13 protein-coding genes are annotated in these 15,697 nt (G+C 70.7%); 7 read left to right on the top strand and 6 right to left on the bottom strand.

Annotation, left to right across the window (positions count from 1 at the left end):
• Positions 1-66: 66 nt before the first annotated feature.
• Genes WFK95_RS12175 through WFK95_RS12165 form a run of 3 tightly spaced genes read left to right on the top strand, consistent with a single transcriptional unit; the run spans position 67 to position 2,563 of the window.
• Positions 67-702 (top strand): TetR/AcrR family transcriptional regulator, encoded by a 636-nt coding sequence (locus tag WFK95_RS12175; RefSeq protein ID WP_336670871.1) that lies wholly within the window; start codon positions 67-69, stop codon positions 700-702.
• A gap of 37 nt (positions 703-739) precedes the next feature.
• Complete coding sequence (locus tag WFK95_RS12170; protein ID WP_336670870.1) at positions 740-1,309, top strand: TetR/AcrR family transcriptional regulator; 570 nt, start codon at positions 740-742, stop codon at positions 1,307-1,309.
• 51 nt (positions 1,310-1,360) lie between these two features.
• A complete protein-coding gene (locus WFK95_RS12165; RefSeq protein ID WP_336670869.1) occupies positions 1,361-2,563 on the top strand; it encodes a cytochrome P450 in 1,203 nt (400 codons plus the stop codon).
• Between the two features lie 10 nt (positions 2,564-2,573).
• Here the strand turns inward: WFK95_RS12165 and WFK95_RS12160 are convergent, their stop codons facing one another.
• Both WFK95_RS12160 and WFK95_RS12155 read right to left on the bottom strand, forming a co-directional pair.
• Complete coding sequence (locus tag WFK95_RS12160; RefSeq protein WP_224648466.1) at positions 2,574-3,152, bottom strand: hypothetical protein; 579 nt, start codon at positions 3,150-3,152, stop codon at positions 2,574-2,576.
• 30 nt (positions 3,153-3,182) lie between these two features.
• The gene (locus WFK95_RS12155; RefSeq protein WP_336671057.1) at positions 3,183-4,136 is read right to left on the bottom strand and encodes an arsenic resistance protein; all 954 of its coding nucleotides are present in this window, start codon (positions 4,134-4,136) and stop codon (positions 3,183-3,185) included.
• A 52-nt stretch (positions 4,137-4,188) separates the two neighbouring features.
• Between WFK95_RS12155 and WFK95_RS12150 the strand changes: the two genes are divergently transcribed.
• The 3 genes from WFK95_RS12150 (at position 4,189) to WFK95_RS12140 (ending at position 8,786) form a co-directional block, all read left to right on the top strand.
• Positions 4,189-5,433, top strand: coding sequence for a PucR family transcriptional regulator (locus WFK95_RS12150; protein ID WP_336670868.1), 1,245 nt, complete (start codon positions 4,189-4,191; stop codon positions 5,431-5,433).
• Positions 5,434-5,562: 129 nt separating this feature from the next.
• The gene (locus WFK95_RS12145; RefSeq protein ID WP_336670867.1) at positions 5,563-7,056 is read left to right on the top strand and encodes a flavin-containing monooxygenase; all 1,494 of its coding nucleotides are present in this window, start codon (positions 5,563-5,565) and stop codon (positions 7,054-7,056) included.
• 83 nt (positions 7,057-7,139) lie between these two features.
• The gene (locus WFK95_RS12140) at positions 7,140-8,786 is read left to right on the top strand and encodes a serine/threonine-protein kinase (RefSeq protein ID WP_336670866.1); all 1,647 of its coding nucleotides are present in this window, start codon (positions 7,140-7,142) and stop codon (positions 8,784-8,786) included.
• On the opposite strand, the gene WFK95_RS12135 is transcribed toward WFK95_RS12140, so the two are convergent.
• Positions 8,783-10,003 carry a DNA polymerase III subunit delta' gene (locus tag WFK95_RS12135; RefSeq protein WP_336670865.1) on the bottom strand — a complete coding sequence of 407 codons (1,221 nt, stop codon included), beginning with the start codon at positions 10,001-10,003 and terminating at the stop codon, positions 8,783-8,785. The genes WFK95_RS12140 and WFK95_RS12135 overlap by 4 nt on opposite strands.
• Before the next feature lie 85 nt (positions 10,004-10,088).
• Here WFK95_RS12135 and WFK95_RS12130 point away from each other — a divergent pair, with 85 nt between their 5' ends.
• Entirely contained in the window at positions 10,089-11,585 is a 1,497-nt protein-coding gene (locus WFK95_RS12130; protein ID WP_336670864.1) for an adenylate/guanylate cyclase domain-containing protein, read from the top strand.
• Here the strand turns inward: WFK95_RS12130 and topA are convergent, their stop codons facing one another.
• The 3 genes from topA to WFK95_RS12115 all read right to left on the bottom strand — a co-directional run bounded on the left by topA (position 11,586) and on the right by WFK95_RS12115 (position 15,611).
• Complete coding sequence (gene topA, locus WFK95_RS12125) at positions 11,586-14,525, bottom strand: type I DNA topoisomerase (RefSeq protein ID WP_336670863.1); 2,940 nt, start codon at positions 14,523-14,525, stop codon at positions 11,586-11,588.
• 171 nt (positions 14,526-14,696) lie between these two features.
• Complete coding sequence (locus WFK95_RS12120; protein WP_336670862.1) at positions 14,697-15,275, bottom strand: hypothetical protein; 579 nt, start codon at positions 15,273-15,275, stop codon at positions 14,697-14,699.
• A 132-nt stretch (positions 15,276-15,407) separates the two neighbouring features.
• Positions 15,408-15,611, bottom strand: coding sequence for a cold-shock protein (locus WFK95_RS12115; RefSeq protein ID WP_068523077.1), 204 nt, complete (start codon positions 15,609-15,611; stop codon positions 15,408-15,410).
• Between the last annotated feature and the right edge of the window lie 86 nt (positions 15,612-15,697).

The raw sequence follows: 15,697 nt of genomic DNA, 5'->3' as shown, positions 1-15,697 counted from the left end.
CTGTAGCTACACAAGCCGTAGGATTGCCCGAGATTCCCGACACGACCGAACGAGAGGGGCGGCGTGATGACAGATGTGGCGAAGGCGGAGGCCAAGCGCCCGTACGCCCCGAGGATGACGCCGGAGGAGCGCCGGGAGCACCTGCTGGACGCGGTCCTCCGCGTGGTCGTCGAGCGCGGCGTGCACAAGGTGTCGATCGAATCCGTGGCCGAGGCCGCCGGGGTATCGCGTCCGGTGGTCTACAAGCACTTCGACGATTCCCCGGCGCTCCTCCGGGCATCGCTGGAGCGGGAGGAGCGCCGCGCGATCGCCCAGTGCTACGACGCTGCGGCGCGGGCGAAGACCCAGGAGAACCGGGCGAACCTCGCCATGGCGCTGTACGCGAATCTGCTGGAGATGTTCGACACCTCGCCCGACCTGTGGAGCGCGATCCTGCAGCTCGTCGACAGCGCGACCCCGGAGTTCCGCAGGACGGTCGACCGCGGGCGCGACCAGGCCGCGGAGATGGTGACCCGCATGCTGTCGATGACCGCGGGCGAGGAGGCCACGCACGACCCGCGTCGCGATCACGAGCTGTACGCCCGGATGATCGTCGCCCTGGTGATCGAGTCCGGCAGACTGCTGCTGTCGCAGCCGGAGGTGTTCACCCGCGCGCGCCTCATCGCCGGCGCTCGCATCGCTATCGAATCCTTCGGAGCCTGAACCCGACGAGACGGCGCATGGTCTAACGTCTGGACGCATGTCCAGCCCGACCGACCTCCCCCGCAGGCGACTGTCCCCCGCCCAGGCCGAGACGGTGTCCAAGCTGTGCGCTGCGGTGCCAGCAACGCTGGCCGAGCACGGCGTCGACGGGTTCACCGTGCGCCTGGCGGCGCGGGCCGCGGGCGTCTCGCCCGCGACGGCGTACACGTACTTCTCGTCGAAGAACCACCTGATCGCCGAGGTCTTCGCGCGACGGGTCGAGGCGGAGCTCGTCGAGCCCGACCCGGCGGCCCCGCCGCGGGAGCGGGTCCTGCAGGTGCTCACCGGCCTCGTCGAGCTGGTGCTGATCGATCCGCAGTTCGCGACCGCGGTGAACACCGCGCTCCTCGGGCACGAGGCCGACGCCCAGACCGCGCGGCTGCGGGTCGGCCTGCTCATCCGCGCCCGGCTGACGGAGGCCCTGGGGCGCGGCGCACCGTCGGGCCTGGTGGAGTCGGTCGAGCTCGCGTACTCCGGCGTGCTCGTCCAGGCCGGCATGGGGTACCTCGACCTCGAGGCCTCGAAGGCCGCGCTGACACGCGCCGTCGACCTGATGATGTCGCACTGACGAACAAGAACCTGTTCCCTTTCGAACGCTTCTGGACTACTGTCTGGACACATGTCCAGCTTGATTCTCGATCCGTACTCCTACGCCTTCCACGACGACCCGTACCCGGTCTTCGAGCGGCTGCGCGCGGAGCAGCCCGTGTACTACAACGCCGAGCGCGACTTCTGGGCGCTGTCGCGGTACGACGACGTCCGCGCCGCCTTCCGCGACACCGAGCGCCTCTCCAGCGCGTGGGGCGTCACGCTGGAGCCGGCGGCGTACACCCCCGACGCGGAGTACGCGATGAGCTTCCTCGCGATGGACGACCCGCGGCACCTGCGGATCCGCCGGCTCGTCGCCAAGGCCTTCACCCCGAAGCGCGTCGCCGCGCTGCGGCCGTGGATCGAGCAGCGGGTGCGCGAGCACTGGGCGGCGTGCCTGGACCGGACCGAGTTCGACTTCGTCGCCGACTTCGCCGCGCTCGTCCCGATGGAGGTGATCTCCGAGATGATGGGCGTCCCGATCGCCGACCGCGACGAGCTGCGCCGCCTCGGCGACGTCCTGATCCACCGCGAGGACGGGGTTTTCGACGTGCCCCAGCCGGCGGCCGAGGCGTTCTTCGGGCTGTACCAGTACTACGTCGACCTGGTGGCCGCGCGTCGCGCGCGGCCGGCCGACGACCTGATCTCCGCGCTCATCGCCGCCCAGGTCGAGAACGACAGCGGCGCAAGGGAATCGATCACCGACGCGGAGATCGTCGGGATCCTCATCCTGATGATCGTCGCCGGGAACGAGACCACGACGAAGCTGCTGGGCAACGCCATGTACTGGGGTGCACGACATCCCGACGAGGGCGCGAAGCCCTTCGGCGCACCGTCGGCCGTGCCGGATTGGTCCGCGGAGACCCTGCGCTACGACACGTCGACGCAGATGCTGTTGCGGCGCGCGGCCGTCGACGTGGAGTTCGCGGGAACCGTGATCCCCCAGGGAGATCGGGTGCTGCTCCTGGTGGCGTCGGCGAATCGCGACGGGGAGGTGTTCGACGATGCCGCCGCCTACCGGATCGGACGCGATACCTCCGCCTCACTGAGTTTCGGCTTCGGCAGCCACTTCTGCCTCGGCTCGCACCTGGCGAAGCTGGAGGCGGACATCGCGCTGGGCGAGGTGGTATCGACGGTGCGGAGCTACGACGTGGACTTCGAGAACATCGAGCGGGTGCATTCACTCAACGTGCGCGGACTCTCGTCGCTGCCCGTCCGCGTCGCGCGAAGGTGACCGGCCGCCTCTAGTCGACCAGAACGCGCCACCAGTCGTCGGACAGATGTCGGCAGCGGTTCGTACCGCAGCGATCCGGGGAACTCCCGTCGGGACGGTACTCGAGCGTCGTGATGCTGAAACCCCCGCCGAAGATGGAGAAGGTGACCACTCCGTCGACCTTGGCGGTGTTGTACACCTCCTGCGTGCCGATCCGGCGGTCGCCGTGGTCGTAGAACTCCGTCCGCGGATCGGCCAGCACTGTTTGCGCTGCTGCGGTGAGCCGGGGTTCGTCGTAGGCCCACCGCGCCTTGTGCGGCAGACCGGTGAACGCGGCGGCGATCCCGAGCAGGCCGATCGCCGGGATGATCAGCAGGTGCCAGGCGAACCGCTTGCGGCGGGCCGCCCAGGTCGCGAGGTAGATGAGCCACACCACAACGAGCACGCCGCCGACCAATAGAGAAAACGCCTGCCACAGCAGGTCAGTGCCGACGGTCTGACCCCACAGCCAGGCCAGCACCTCGACCACGACGAGGACTGCCAGAACCGCGCCGACGACGCCGAGGGGCGTCGCCCGCCGAGCAACGACCTGACCGGAATCCGCATCCATCATGTCAGGATAGCGATCGATGAATCTCGGCTAGCGGATCAACCGCGGGATCAGGCGGACGAAGAGGACCATCACCACCAGCTCGACGAGGGTCTGCGTGACCACCACCAGCGGCGCCAGGGCGTACTCAGCGGGGAGGGCGAGGACCAGCGGCAGGATCACCAGCGAGTTCCGCGTGACACCGCTGAAGACCACGCTGCGGCGGCTCGGCACGTCGAGCCCGGCGAGTCGGCCCGCCGCCGCGCCGACGGGCGTCATCACCGACGCGAACAGTACGTACACCGGGACCGTGAGCAACAGCAACGAGAGCTGGTCGCGCACGCCCGCGATCTGCGAGGCCACCACGACGGCCAGCGTCAGCACCATGATCGGCACCATCGCGCCGGCCACCCCCGCTGCGAGCTCAGCGCCCCATCGGGTCCGGGCCGCCGCCCACTGCGTCGCACCCGCGAGCAACAGCGGCACCACGATCACCCACACGAAGGCCTCCCCGAACGGCCCGTACTCGACGGTCCGCACCACGTCCGCGCCGACGAACAGCCACAGGTACAGCGGCAGCAGCACCATCTGCACGAGCATGAGCAGCGGCGCGGCGGCGAGCAATCGGTCCTTGGCGCCGCCCGCGAGGCCGCTGAACACGATCACGTAGTCGACGCACGGCGTGAGCAGCACGAACAGCACCCCGACGAGCAGCACCCGGTCGTACGCGACGATCCGCGACAGGGCGAAGACCACGACCGGGACCGCCACGAAGTTCACCGCCAGCACCGTGCCGAGAAACCGCACATCCCCCAGCGCCTCCCCCATCCGCGCGAACGGGATACCGAGGAAGGTCGCGTAGAGCAGCAGCGCGAGCACCGGGTTGATGACGGCCTCGGCGGGGCCCGCCACCGTCGGGACGCAGAGCCCGAGCGCGGCCCCGAAGCCGAGGCCGGCCAGGTAGAGCGGGACCTGGTGGTCCTCCGCCCAGCCGACCACCCGCATTCGCGCCACGCGCACACCCTAGTTCGGGCGGCGGGTCAGTAGGGTTCCTCCCATGGGTGCGCCGACGGAACAGAGCTGGCCCGAGCCCTCGGACCGGGTGAAGGAACTGATCCGCCGCGCCGCGGAGGTCGCGAGCAACGCGCCCGAGGAGTGGGTGACCGCGCTGCAGGACGCGACGCTGACCGGCGTCATCCTCTCGCCGATCGCCTCCGACCCGACCCTCGCCGAGCTGGTCCGCAACTCCGACACCGCCGTCATGCTGCACTGGGCGGCGCACAACCTGGCCCAGCCCGGCCGACGGGTGCCGCCGAACATCGACTCCGCCGACGCCCTCGCCGTCGCTCGTGACCTGGTCCGACGGGGCCTCGACCTGCACGGGATCGACACCTACCGCAAGGGCCTCAACACCGCCTGGACGCTGTGGATGAACGTCTGCTTCGAACTCACCGACGACCCCGCCGAGCTGCGGGAACTCCTCGCGGTGACGTGGGCGTCGATGTCGACGTACGTCGACGACACCATCGACGCCATCACGATCCGGATGGCCGGCGAACGCGAGCAGCTGACCACCGGGACCAACGCGGACCGTCTGGCCGCGGTCTCGCTGATTCTCGAGGGCGCCCCCATCACCCGGCCCCGCGCCGAGCAGCAGCTCGGCTACCGGCTCACCGGACCGCACACCGCGGCCGTCATCTGGACCACCGGCACCGTCGGCGACCTCGACGCGGCAGCCCACGCCCTGGCCCGCCGCGCGGGCACCCCGCGGCCGCTGACCGTGGTCGCGAGCGCCTCGGCACTGTGGCTGTGGCTGCCGGGCACCGTCGACCTCGATTCCGGCGACCTCGCCCGAGAACTGGCCGACCACCCCGAGGTCCGGGTCGCGATCGGGCGGCCGGGCGAGGACCTGGACGGCTTCCGGCGCAGTCACCTCGACGCCGGCACGACGCAGCGCCTGATGGCGCGGCTGCGCACCCGACGGCGCGTCGCGCGGTACGAGGACATCGCGCTGATCTCCCTGGTCACCAGCGACACGGGCAAGGCCGACGAGTTCGTCCGCGACACTCTCGGCGAGCTGATGGACGCCGATCAGGAGACCCGGGAGACCGTCGCCGCGTACGTCGACGAGCAGTTCAACACCTCGCGGACGGCGGAGCGCCTGTACACCCACCGCAACACCGTGATCCGCCGCCTGACCAGGGCCGACGAGTTGCTGCCCCGCCCCCTGGCCGACAACCCCACGGGGGTGGCGGTGGCCCTGGACGTGCTGCGCTGGCTCGGGCCCGACGGCCCCGCGTGACGATCTGCACCAGACCGGGAGGCAACCGGGTGCACTCTGCGCTGGCCGCGACGGGCCGTCGAGCGAGAGAGTAAGTCATCGGTTCTATCACTGAGCCCAGCCGATCCGTCGGAGACCAGGAGAGACAGCATGACGAGCACCACGCCCGAGCACCTCGACATCATCGTGATCGGCGCCGGCATCTCCGGCATCGGCGCCGGCCACTACATCACCACCGAGCTGCCCGGGAAGTCCTTCGCGATCCTCGAGGGACGCGCGACCTTCGGCGGCACCTGGGACCTGTTCAAGTACCCCGGGATCCGCTCGGACTCGGACCTGCACACCTTCGGCTACGAGTTCAAGCCGTGGGAGTCGAAGGACTCGATCGCCGACGCGCACAAGATCCTCGACTACCTGCACGAGACCATGGAGGAGAACGACCTCCTCGACAAGGTCCGCTACGACCACAAGGTGGTCTCCGCCGATTGGTCGAGCGAGGACGGCCGCTGGACCGTCCAGGTCGACCACGCCGGCGAGCGCATCGCGCTCACCGCGAACTGGGTCCTCTTCGGCAGCGGCTACTACGACTACGAGCAGGGCTTCACGCCCGAGTTCGCCGGCCGCGAGACCTTCGCCGGACAGATCATCCACCCGCAGTTCTGGCCCGAGGACCTGGATTACAGCGGCAAGAAGGTCGTCGTCATCGGCTCCGGCGCGACCGCGGTGACCCTGGTCCCGTCGCTGCTGACCAGCGAGAAGCCTGCCGGGCACGTCACCATGCTGCAGCGCACGCCGACGTACATCATGCCGGTGCCCAAGCAGGACCCGATCACGAACACCCTGCACAAGGTCTTCGGCCACAAGATCGGTCACGACCTGAGCCGCAAGCGGTTCATCTGGCAGCAGCGCGGCGTGTACGTCTTCGCGCAGCGCTTCCCGGACCTCGCCCGCAAGATCATCCGCAACGAGAACGCCAAGCGCCTCCCCAAGGGCTACCCGGTGGACGTGCACTTCAACCCGCCGTACAACCCGTGGGACCAGCGCCTGTGCGCCGTGCCCGACGGCGACCTGTTCAAGGCCATCCGGTCCGGCAAGGCGGACGTCGCGACCGACAAGATCGCGACCTTCGACGAGACCGGCATCGAGCTGGCGAGCGGCGAGCACCTCGACGCCGACATCATCGTGACCGCGACCGGCCTCAAGCTGAAGCTGCTCGGCGGGGTGACCCTGTCGGTCGACGGCCGCGACGTCGACGTGCCGAACGCCGTCATCCACCGCGGCGCCATGCTCTCCGGCGTCCCGAACGCGGCACTCGCCATCGGCTACACGAACTCGTCGTGGACGCTCAAGGTCGGGATGCTGTGGAAGTACATCACCCAGCTCATCTCGACGATGGACGCGAAGGGCCTGGACACCGCGGTCGCCGTCGCCGATCCCGACATGGCGACCCGCCCCGCCCTCGACTTCGAAGCCGGCTACGTCCAGCGCGCGCTCAAGGAGCTCCCCCGCCAGGGCGAGGCCGACGACTGGCGCATGTCCATGAGCTACTTCGAGGACGCCAAGCGCCTGAACAGCGAGCTGTCCCTCGGCGAGGAGTCCGGCCTGCGCCTGAGCTCCAGCAAGCACGCCAAGGTCACCGTCTGACCTGCAACGATCGCCGCTGCCGCCCGTCTACCGCTACCGTTGACTCGGTGCGGCCGACGGGCGGTCGCGTTTTGAGGGAGCGGATGAACGAGCAGCAGATCGCGGGCTACCGGGTGGTCCGCAAGCTCGGCGGCGGCGGAATGGGCGAGGTCTACCTGGTCCAGCACCCGCGCCTGCCCCGGCAGGACGCGCTGAAGCTGCTGCACACCTCCGTCAGCAGCAACCCGCAGTACAAGGCGCGGTTCGACCGCGAGGCCTACGTGCTGGCGCAGCTCAACCACCGCAACATCATCCACCTCTACGACCGCGGCGAGGTCGACGGTCGGCTGTGGATCACGATGGAGTACGTCGCCGGGCCGGACACCGCGCGGATGGTCGCCGAGCGGGGCCCGATGCCGCTGTCGCTCGCGATCGACATCGCCGACGGTGCCGGCGCCGCGCTCGATTACGCCTACCGTCGCGCGAACATCACCCACCGCGACGTCAAGCCCGCCAACATCCTCGTCGCCTTCGACTCCGACGGTGCGCCGCAGGTCAAGCTCGCGGACTTCGGCATCGCCAAGGCCGCGGGCGACGCGGTGGGCGTCACGTCGACCGGGATCACCGTCGGGACCATGGCGTACATGTCGCCCGAGGCCTTCGACAACAAGATCCTCGACAACCGGGCCGACCTCTACTCGCTCGGCTGCACCGTCTTCGAACTTCTCACGGGCGAGCCGCCCTTCCCCGGCGATTCCCCCGCCGCCGTCATCGCGGCGCACCTGAACCAGCCCGCGCCGAAGATCACGGCACGCAAACCGTCGCTGCCGGGCCACCTGGACGCCGTCTTCCGCAAGGCCCTCGCCAAGCGCCCCGAGGACCGGTACGCCACGTGCGCCGAGTTCGTCGCCGGGCTGCGCGGGGAGGCACCGTCATCGATGCCGTCGGGCACCGCACCACAGTCGATCCCGGCCGGCACCGCCCAACAGCCCGCGTACACGGGCGAGCACACGGGCGCCCACGCCGGGCCCGGCACCGCGCCCTACCCGGGGCCGCCGACGGGGCAGTACGTCCCGACCGGCGAGTACCCCGGCCCGCACACCGCGGCCCAGCCGGCGCCCACCCGCGCCGAGCAGCTGCCCGCATCCGCCCGGCAGGAGGCGCCCGTCGCGCCCCCGCCCGCGCCGCCCCGCAGCTGGGGCCGCGCCGTCGCCGCGCTCGCCGCCGTCGTGATCATCGCCCTCGCCGCGGGCGTCTTCTACCTGGTCAAGCCGTCCATCGGCGACCTGGGCGGGTCCGGGGGAGGTTCGACGGTGACCGCCTCCTCGGTCAAGCAGGTGTACTTCCAGGCCGGCGCGGAGAAATCCTCCAGCGCCGCGAACGTGCTCACCGGCGACAAGCCCTCGTGGCGCACGGACTACTACTTCTCCGGCCCCGGCTTCGGCGGCCTCAAGAAGGGCACGGGCCTGCTGATCACCCTCGACAAGGCCACGCGGATCACCTCCGGCACCATCACGTCGCCGAGCTCCGGCTCGACGGTGGAGATCCGGATCGCGGATTCCGCGTCGCCGAGCTCGATCGACGACACGCAGCGGGTGTGGAGCGGGACCCTGTCGAACGGCGACACGGAGTTCACCGCGAGCGACGCACCGTCGTCGAGGTACGTGCTGGTGTGGATCACCGGGCTGGTCAAGGTCGACAACGGCCAGTGGTCGACGACCCTCGAGCAGGTGCAGCTCAAGGGCGACTAGCGGCGGTTCTCCCGGAGCGCCGACGAGACGCCCGCGGCCATCGCGTCCAGTGCGACGACGGGCTTGACGTTGAGGTCGATCGCCTCGCGGCACTGAAGCACCGACTCGACGCAGCGCAGCAGCCCCTCGGGCCGCGCGTAGCCGGCGAGCCGGCGGGTCTGCTCGGCCTCGTCGGGGTGCATGAGCGTGACCTGCGCGCCCGAGCCCTGCACCAGCGCGTCACGGAAGAGCGCGGCGAGGTCGATGAGCGCGCGGTCGAGCGCGTCGCGCACCGCGCGGGTGCCGCGGGCCTTCTGCCGCTTCTCGAGGTCCTTGAGCTGCCCGGCCGACCCGCGCATCACGCCCGCGGTGCCGCGGCCCACGCCGCCGGCGCCGAGCGCCGTCTTGAGGTCCTCGGTCTCCCGCTCGTTGAGGTCGGCGTTGAGCTCCTTGGCGGTGCTCTCCGCGTCGCGCAGCAGCTGTTCGACGACGCCGTAGACGCCCTCGGACGTGGCCGCCCGCGCCAGGCTCAGCGCCTGCTTGCGCTGCTTCTGCGCCTCCGGGTCCGTGGCGAGGCGCTTGGCCCGCCCGACGTGCCCGCCCGACACGCCCGCGGCCCAGGCCGCGCGCTCGCCGTCGATGCCGTCCCGCTCCAGCACGGCCGCGATCGCAGGCGCCGACGGTGTGACGAGCGGCACGTGCCGGCACCGGGACTTCAGCGTGACCGAGATGTCCTCGGGGTCGACGGTCGGCGCGCACAGCAGCACGATCGTCTGCGCGGGCGGCTCCTCGACCATCTTCAGCAGCGCATTGCCCGCCTGCTCGGTGAGCCGGTCGGCGTCCTCGATGAGCACGATCTGCCAGTGCCCGACGGACGGCCGCCGCGACGCGTCGGCCACCACCTCGCGCATCTGCTTGACGGCGATGGAGAGCCCGTCGGGGGCGATGCCGCGCACGTCGGCGTGGGTGCCGGCGAGCACCGTCGTACAGGCCCGGCAGCGCCCGCAGCCGGGCTCCTCGGGATCGTCGCACTGCAGGGCGGCGGCGAGCGCGCGGGCGGCGACGGACCGCCCCGAGCCGGGCGGGCCCGTGAACAGCCAGGCGTGCGTCATGGACGATCCCGCCAGATCGGCGACGGTGCCCCCGCTCGCGACGACCTCCCGTGCGGCCTCGGCGGCGGCCCGCAGGCCCACCACCACCGCTTCCTGCCCCACCAGGCGATCGAACACTGAGCTCACCCCCACACCCTAGCCCTCCCGTCCGACGCCGAGCGCACGCTAAGTTGGAGCGGTGGCAGCACCGAAGAGCAGACTCAGTCGCGCTATGCGACTGGCGCGGTGGCTCGCCAAGACCCCCTGGCCGATCTTCGCGCTGGACATCCTGCGGTCGAACATCCTGGGCGCGGTCTTCGTCTTCGGTTTCCTCCGGTTCGCGTTGCCCGTGCAGCAGTCCGTGCAGCTCCAGGAGATCAGCGGCGTCAACCTGCTGGTGTTCATCACCTACCTGGTGGTCGCGAGCGTGCTCGGCATGCTGATCGGGCTCAAGCTGGTGCTCCCGGTGCTGCGCTGGCACCGGCGCAGCGCCCCGTACGACCCCGAGATCTCCCGCCGGGCCCTCGCCATTCCGCTGCGCATGGCCCTCATGCAGGCGATCTTCTGGCTCATCGGCGGCGGCATCTTCGTGGTCATCAACTACAACTCGCCGGGCGGCATCCGGATCGTCGTGGCGCTGACGGTGCTGCTGGGTGCCACCACGACGTGCGCGCTCAGCTACATGCAGACCGAGCGGGTGCTGCGGCCCATCACGGTCGCGGCGCTGGCGCAGGAGCCGCAGGGCTCCGCGGGCCTCTCGGTGACCACCCGCATCCTGCTCAGCTGGGTGCTCGGCACGGCCACGCCGATCGTCGGCATCATCATGGTCGTCGTCTCGCAGGAGTCGGGCATCATCGATCCCGACGCCCCGACGCTGGTCAACCCGGTGCTGCTGCTGTCCGTGGTCGCACTCGGCGCGGGCCTGCTCGGCACGGTCCGGGCCGCGAAGTCCATCGGCGACCCGATCCGCGACCTCTTCCAGGCGCAGCGCAAGGTCCGCGACGGCGACTTCGCCGCCTCCGTGAAGATCTACGACTCCAGCGAACTGGGGCTGCTGCAGGCCGGCTTCAACGACATGGTGCACGACCTCGCCGAGCGGCAGCGGATGCGCGACATGTTCGGCCGGTACGTCGGTCAGGACGTCGCGCGGCAGGCCCTTGAGCACGGCACGCACCTGGGCGGCGAGATCAACGAGGTCAGCGTGCTGTTCGTCGACCTCGTGGGCTCGACGAAGATCGCGGTCACCGAGGAGCCCGCCGCCGTCGTGGACCTGCTCAACGACTTCTTCAAGGTGGTCGTCGACCTCGTCGACCTGCACGGCGGCTTCGTCAACAAGTTCCAGGGCGACGCGGCGCTGGCCATCTTCGGCGCCCCGCTGCCCCACCCGGACGCCGCGGGCGCCGCGCTGGCCGCGGCCCGCGAGATGCGGATCCAGCTCAGCGACGTGCTCGGCGGCACCGGCTTCGGCATCGGCGTCTCCGCCGGTCAGGTGGTCGCCGGGCACATCGGCGCGAAGGCGCGCTTCGAGTACACCGTGATCGGCGACCCGGTGAACGAGGCGGCGCGGATCACCGAGATCGCGAAGTCGGAGCCCTCGTCGCTACTCGCGGCCGGCCGCGCCGTCGAGGCGGCGACGCCCGCCGAGCAGGCCCTGTGGGTGCTCGGCGAGGCCATCGAGCTCCGCGGGCGCGGCCAGCTCACGCGGCTGGCGCGCCCCGTCGACGACTGATCAGACGGTCTCGTCCGCGGGCGCCGCGGCGGGCGCCTTCTTCGCGGGCGCGGTCTTCTTGGCGACCGTCTTCTTCGCGGTGGTCTTCTTGGCCGCCGTCTTCTTCGCCGCGGCCTTCTTGGCGGGCGCCTTCTTCGCGGGTGCCTTCTTGGCCGCCGCCTTCTTGGTGGCCTTCTTCTTCACCGGCCCCCGGGCGCGACGGTCCGCGAGCAGCTCGGAGGCGCGCTCGTCGGTGATGGTCGCGACCTCGTCGCCCTTGCGGAGCGAGGCGTTGGTCTCGCCGTCGGTGACGTACGGGCCGAACCGGCCGTCCTTGATCACCATCGCGGTGCCGGAGACGGGGTCGTTGCCCAGCTCGCGCAGCGGCGGCGCGGCGGCGGCGCCGCGGCCCCGTCGCTTGGGCTCCGCGTACAGCTTGAGCGCCTCCTCGAGGGTCACCGTGAACATCTGGTCCTCGGTGGCCAGCGAGCGGGAGTCGGTGCCCTTCTTCAGGTACGGCCCGTAGCGGCCGTTCTGGGCGGTGATCTCCTCCTTGGACTCGGGATCGACGCCCACGACGCGGGGCAGCGACAGCAGCCGCAGCGCGTCCTCGAGGGTCACGGTCTCGATGTCCATGGTCTTGAGCAGCGAGCCGGTGCGCGGCTTCGGCGCGTCGGCCTTCTTCTTGCGAGTCTTGGGCTTCGCGGCCTCGGCGTCCAGGTCCTCCGCCTCGGGGTCCTTCTCGGGCTCCGGCAGGATCTCGGTGACGTACGGGCCGAAGCGGCCCTCCTTGGCGACGATCTCGTGGCCCGTCGCCGGGTCGATGCCCAGCGGGCGGCCGTCCTGCGGGGTCGCGAACAGCTTCTCCGCGACCTCCTCGGTCAGCTCGTCGGGGGTCATCGACGCCAGGATGTTGGCGCGCTGGACCTCCGGCTCGCCCTTCTCGCCGGTGACGGTGCGCTCCAGGTACGGGCCGTAGCGGCCCACGCGCACGTAGACGACGTTGCCGTCCGTGTCGGTGTAGAGGGGGATCGAGTTGACCGCGCGGGCGTCGATCGCGTCGAGGTTCGCGGCGACGAGGTTCTTCAGGCCGGGGCTGTCCGGGCCGGGACCGTCGGCACCGGCGACCGCGGCACCGTCGCCCTCGGGCCCGCCGTCGCCGAAGTAGAACCGGGTGAGCCAGTCGACCCGGCCCTCGCGGCCGCCGGCGATCTCGTCGAGATCGTCCTCCATCGACGCGGTGAAGTTGTAGTCGACGAGGCCGCCGAAGTGACCCTCGAGCAGCCCGATCACGGCGAACGCCACCCACTGCGGGACGAGGGCGTTGCCCTTCTTCACGACGTAGCCGCGGTCCTGGATGGTCTTGATGATCGAGGCGTAGGTCGACGGTCGGCCGATGCCCAGCTCTTCGAGGGTCTTGACCAGCGAGGCCTCGGTGTAGCGCGCGGGCGGGCTGGTGACGTGGTCGGCGGCGGCCAGCTCGGCGGCCGTGATGGCCTGGCCCTTCACCAGCTGCGGGAGCCGCGACTCGGCGTCGTCGGCCTCGCCGCCGGCCTGGTCGTCGACGGTCTCGACGTACGCGGAGAGGAAGCCGGGGAAGGTGATGGTGCGGCCCGAGGCGGCGAACTCGACGCTCTCGCCCGTCGAGGCCGCGCCGCCGATGCGCAGGCTCAGGGTGGTGCCCTTGACGTCGGCCATCTGCGAGGCGACGGTCCGCTGCCAGATCAGCTCGTAGAGCCGGAACTCGTCCGAGTTCAGCACCGACGCCAGCACGCCCGGCGTCTGGAAGGTCTCGCCCGCGGGGCGGATCGCCTCGTGCGCCTCCTGCGCGTTCTTGACCTTGCGGGTGTACTGCCGCGGGGTCGGGTGCACGAACTCGGGGCCGTACAGCTGCCCGGCCTGCTCGCGGGCCGCGGCGATCGCGGTCTCCGACAGCGTGGTCGAGTCGGTACGCATGTAGGTGATGTAGCCGCCCTCATAAAGGCGCTGCGCGATCTGCATGGTGCGGTCGGTGTTGAACCGCAGCTTGCGGCTCGCCTCCTGCTGCAGCGTCGAGGTCATGAACGGCGCGTAGGGCTTGCGGGTGTAGGGCTTCTCCTCGACGGAGGTCACCGTCAGGTTCGCACCCTGCAGGCCGGCGACCAGGGCGTTCGCCCGGGCACCGTCGAGCACGGTGATCCCGGTGGGCTTCTTGAGCTGCCCCTGCGCGTCGAAGTCGCGGCCGGTGGCGACGCGGTCGCCGTCGACGGTCACGAGGCGCGCGCCGAAGGTGCGCGGGGTGGCCTCGGCGCCGGCGTCGAGCTGCGCGGCGATGTCCCAGTACCCGGCGGTGCGGAAGGCGATGCGCTCGCGCTCCCGGTCGACGATGATGCGGGTCGCGACGGACTGCACGCGGCCGGCGGACAGGCCCTGGTTGACCTTGCGCCACAGCACGGGGCTGACCTCGTAGCCGTAGAGGCGGTCGAGGATGCGGCGGGTCTCCTGCGCGTCGACGAGGTTCATGTCGAGCTCGCGCGGCTCCTCCGCGGCGGCCTGGATGGCCTGCTGGGTGATCTCGTGGAAGACCATCCGCTTGACCGGGACCTTGGGCTTGAGCACCTCCTGCAGGTGCCACGCGATGGCCTCGCCCTCGCGGTCACCATCCGTCGCGAGGTAGAGCTCGTCGGCCTGCTTGAGCAGGGACTTCAGCTCGGAGACGGTGGAGCGCTTGCTGGCGGAGGTGACGTAGTGGGCCTCGAAGTCGTGGTCCACGTCGACGCCGAGGCGGGCCCAGGGCTTGCCCTGGTCGGCCTCGGGCAGCGGGTTGTCGCGGCTGGGGAGGTCGCGGATGTGGCCCATCGACGCGCGGACCGTGTAATCCGGGCCGAGGAAGTCGCCGATCTTCTTGCCCTTGGCGGGGGACTCCACGATCACCAGACGATGCAGGCCGTCTCCAGCTGCTGCCTTCCCTCGTGCCGCCATGGACCCTCCTGATCTGTTCCGGTGGCACCTGCGTCACCACCTCGACCCCTCGCGTCACTTGCGACGTAGGCGGCCACTCCGGTGCCCATTCTGCCGCACCTCGGGCCCCACCTTATATACAGGGGCCGCTGCACGCCTCATGGATTCCGCTGGACGGGTCCGATCCGGGCGTCAGGGCTGCGGCCAGTGGGCGGCCGCGTCGGCGTGCGCGGGCGGGTCGCCGATGCTCTCCCGCAGTCGCAGCAGCCGACGGTGCCCGGACACCCGCAGCGCCGGTTTCGTCCCCCTCGTGCCCACCAGGGTGGGCGCGACGCCCGCCCGCATGAGGGCCGTCGCCAGCACGGGGGCACTCTCAGGCGCGTGCTGGTCGAGCGCGAGCAGGTAGTGCACGCCGTCCACGTCGCCGCCCGCGAGCGCCCAGGCCCGCAGCGCGCGCGGGCCGGGGACCCAGGTCGACGGTGCCGTCTTGGCCGCGCCGCGCGTCCAGGCGACGGCCATCGGCTGCAGTTCCGGCGCCGCGAGGGTCCGGACCAGCGGATTCCCCTCCTCGGAGGTGTCGAGCTGCGGCCGCAGGCCGGCCTCCTCGATCATCACGGCGATCGCCTCGGCGCGCCACGGATCGGCGACGACCACCGAGACCCGCGCACTCCCACCCACCTGCACGATCTGCCCCGTCGAGGCGAGCAGGCCGGCGAGGTCGCGGGGCGACGGCTCGGTCTGCTCGGCGGAGAAGAGTGACAGTTGGGACACGTGATGAGCCTAGAGGGCCGTGGTGCGGCGGCGCCGTCGACACGGCGAACGGGCCGGGAAATGCACAGCACCCCTCCGCCGAGAAGGCGGAGGGGTGCTGCGAGAAACTCTTATCGCGTGGTGCGAGGTTTCTTAGAGAGCGCGGACGCCGGTGGCCTGCGGGCCCTTGGTGCCCTGGCCGACCTCGAACTCCACGAGCTGGTTCTCCTCGAGGGTACGGAAGCCGTTGCCCTGGATCTCCGAGTAGTGGACGAACACGTCATCCGAGCCGTCGGCCGGTGCGATGAAGCCGAAGCCCTTCTCCGCGTTGAACCACTTCACAGTTCCCTGTGCCATTGAGATGTTTCCTAACTTGTCTACCTACCGGTGTAGGAACCGTTCCCCCTGTGGGGCGCGACTCCTGGCCGGTTCCGGCCGCCATA

Origin of the sequence: Tsukamurella sp. USMM236, from assembly GCF_037148755.1 — a bacterium.
In the GTDB taxonomy this organism is placed as follows: domain Bacteria; phylum Actinomycetota; class Actinomycetes; order Mycobacteriales; family Mycobacteriaceae; genus Tsukamurella.
This window is presented reverse-complemented; position numbering and strand designations above follow the sequence as displayed.

Coding starts and splice junctions, on each gene's coding strand:
- WFK95_RS12175 (WP_336670871.1), top strand. CDS start 67: ATGACAGATGTGGCGAAGGCGGAGGCCAAGCGCCCGTACGCCCCGAGG.
- WFK95_RS12170 (WP_336670870.1), top strand. CDS start 740: ATGTCCAGCCCGACCGACCTCCCCCGCAGGCGACTGTCCCCCGCCCAG.
- WFK95_RS12165 (WP_336670869.1), top strand. CDS start 1,361: ATGTCCAGCTTGATTCTCGATCCGTACTCCTACGCCTTCCACGACGAC.
- WFK95_RS12160 (WP_224648466.1), bottom strand. CDS start 3,152: ATGGATGCGGATTCCGGTCAGGTCGTTGCTCGGCGGGCGACGCCCCTC.
- WFK95_RS12155 (WP_336671057.1), bottom strand. CDS start 4,136: ATGCGGGTGGTCGGCTGGGCGGAGGACCACCAGGTCCCGCTCTACCTG.
- WFK95_RS12150 (WP_336670868.1), top strand. CDS start 4,189: ATGGGTGCGCCGACGGAACAGAGCTGGCCCGAGCCCTCGGACCGGGTG.
- WFK95_RS12145 (WP_336670867.1), top strand. CDS start 5,563: ATGACGAGCACCACGCCCGAGCACCTCGACATCATCGTGATCGGCGCC.
- WFK95_RS12140 (WP_336670866.1), top strand. CDS start 7,140: ATGAACGAGCAGCAGATCGCGGGCTACCGGGTGGTCCGCAAGCTCGGC.
- WFK95_RS12130 (WP_336670864.1), top strand. CDS start 10,089: ATGCGACTGGCGCGGTGGCTCGCCAAGACCCCCTGGCCGATCTTCGCG.
- topA (WP_336670863.1), bottom strand. CDS start 14,525: ATGGCGGCACGAGGGAAGGCAGCAGCTGGAGACGGCCTGCATCGTCTG.
- WFK95_RS12115 (WP_068523077.1), bottom strand. CDS start 15,611: ATGGCACAGGGAACTGTGAAGTGGTTCAACGCGGAGAAGGGCTTCGGC.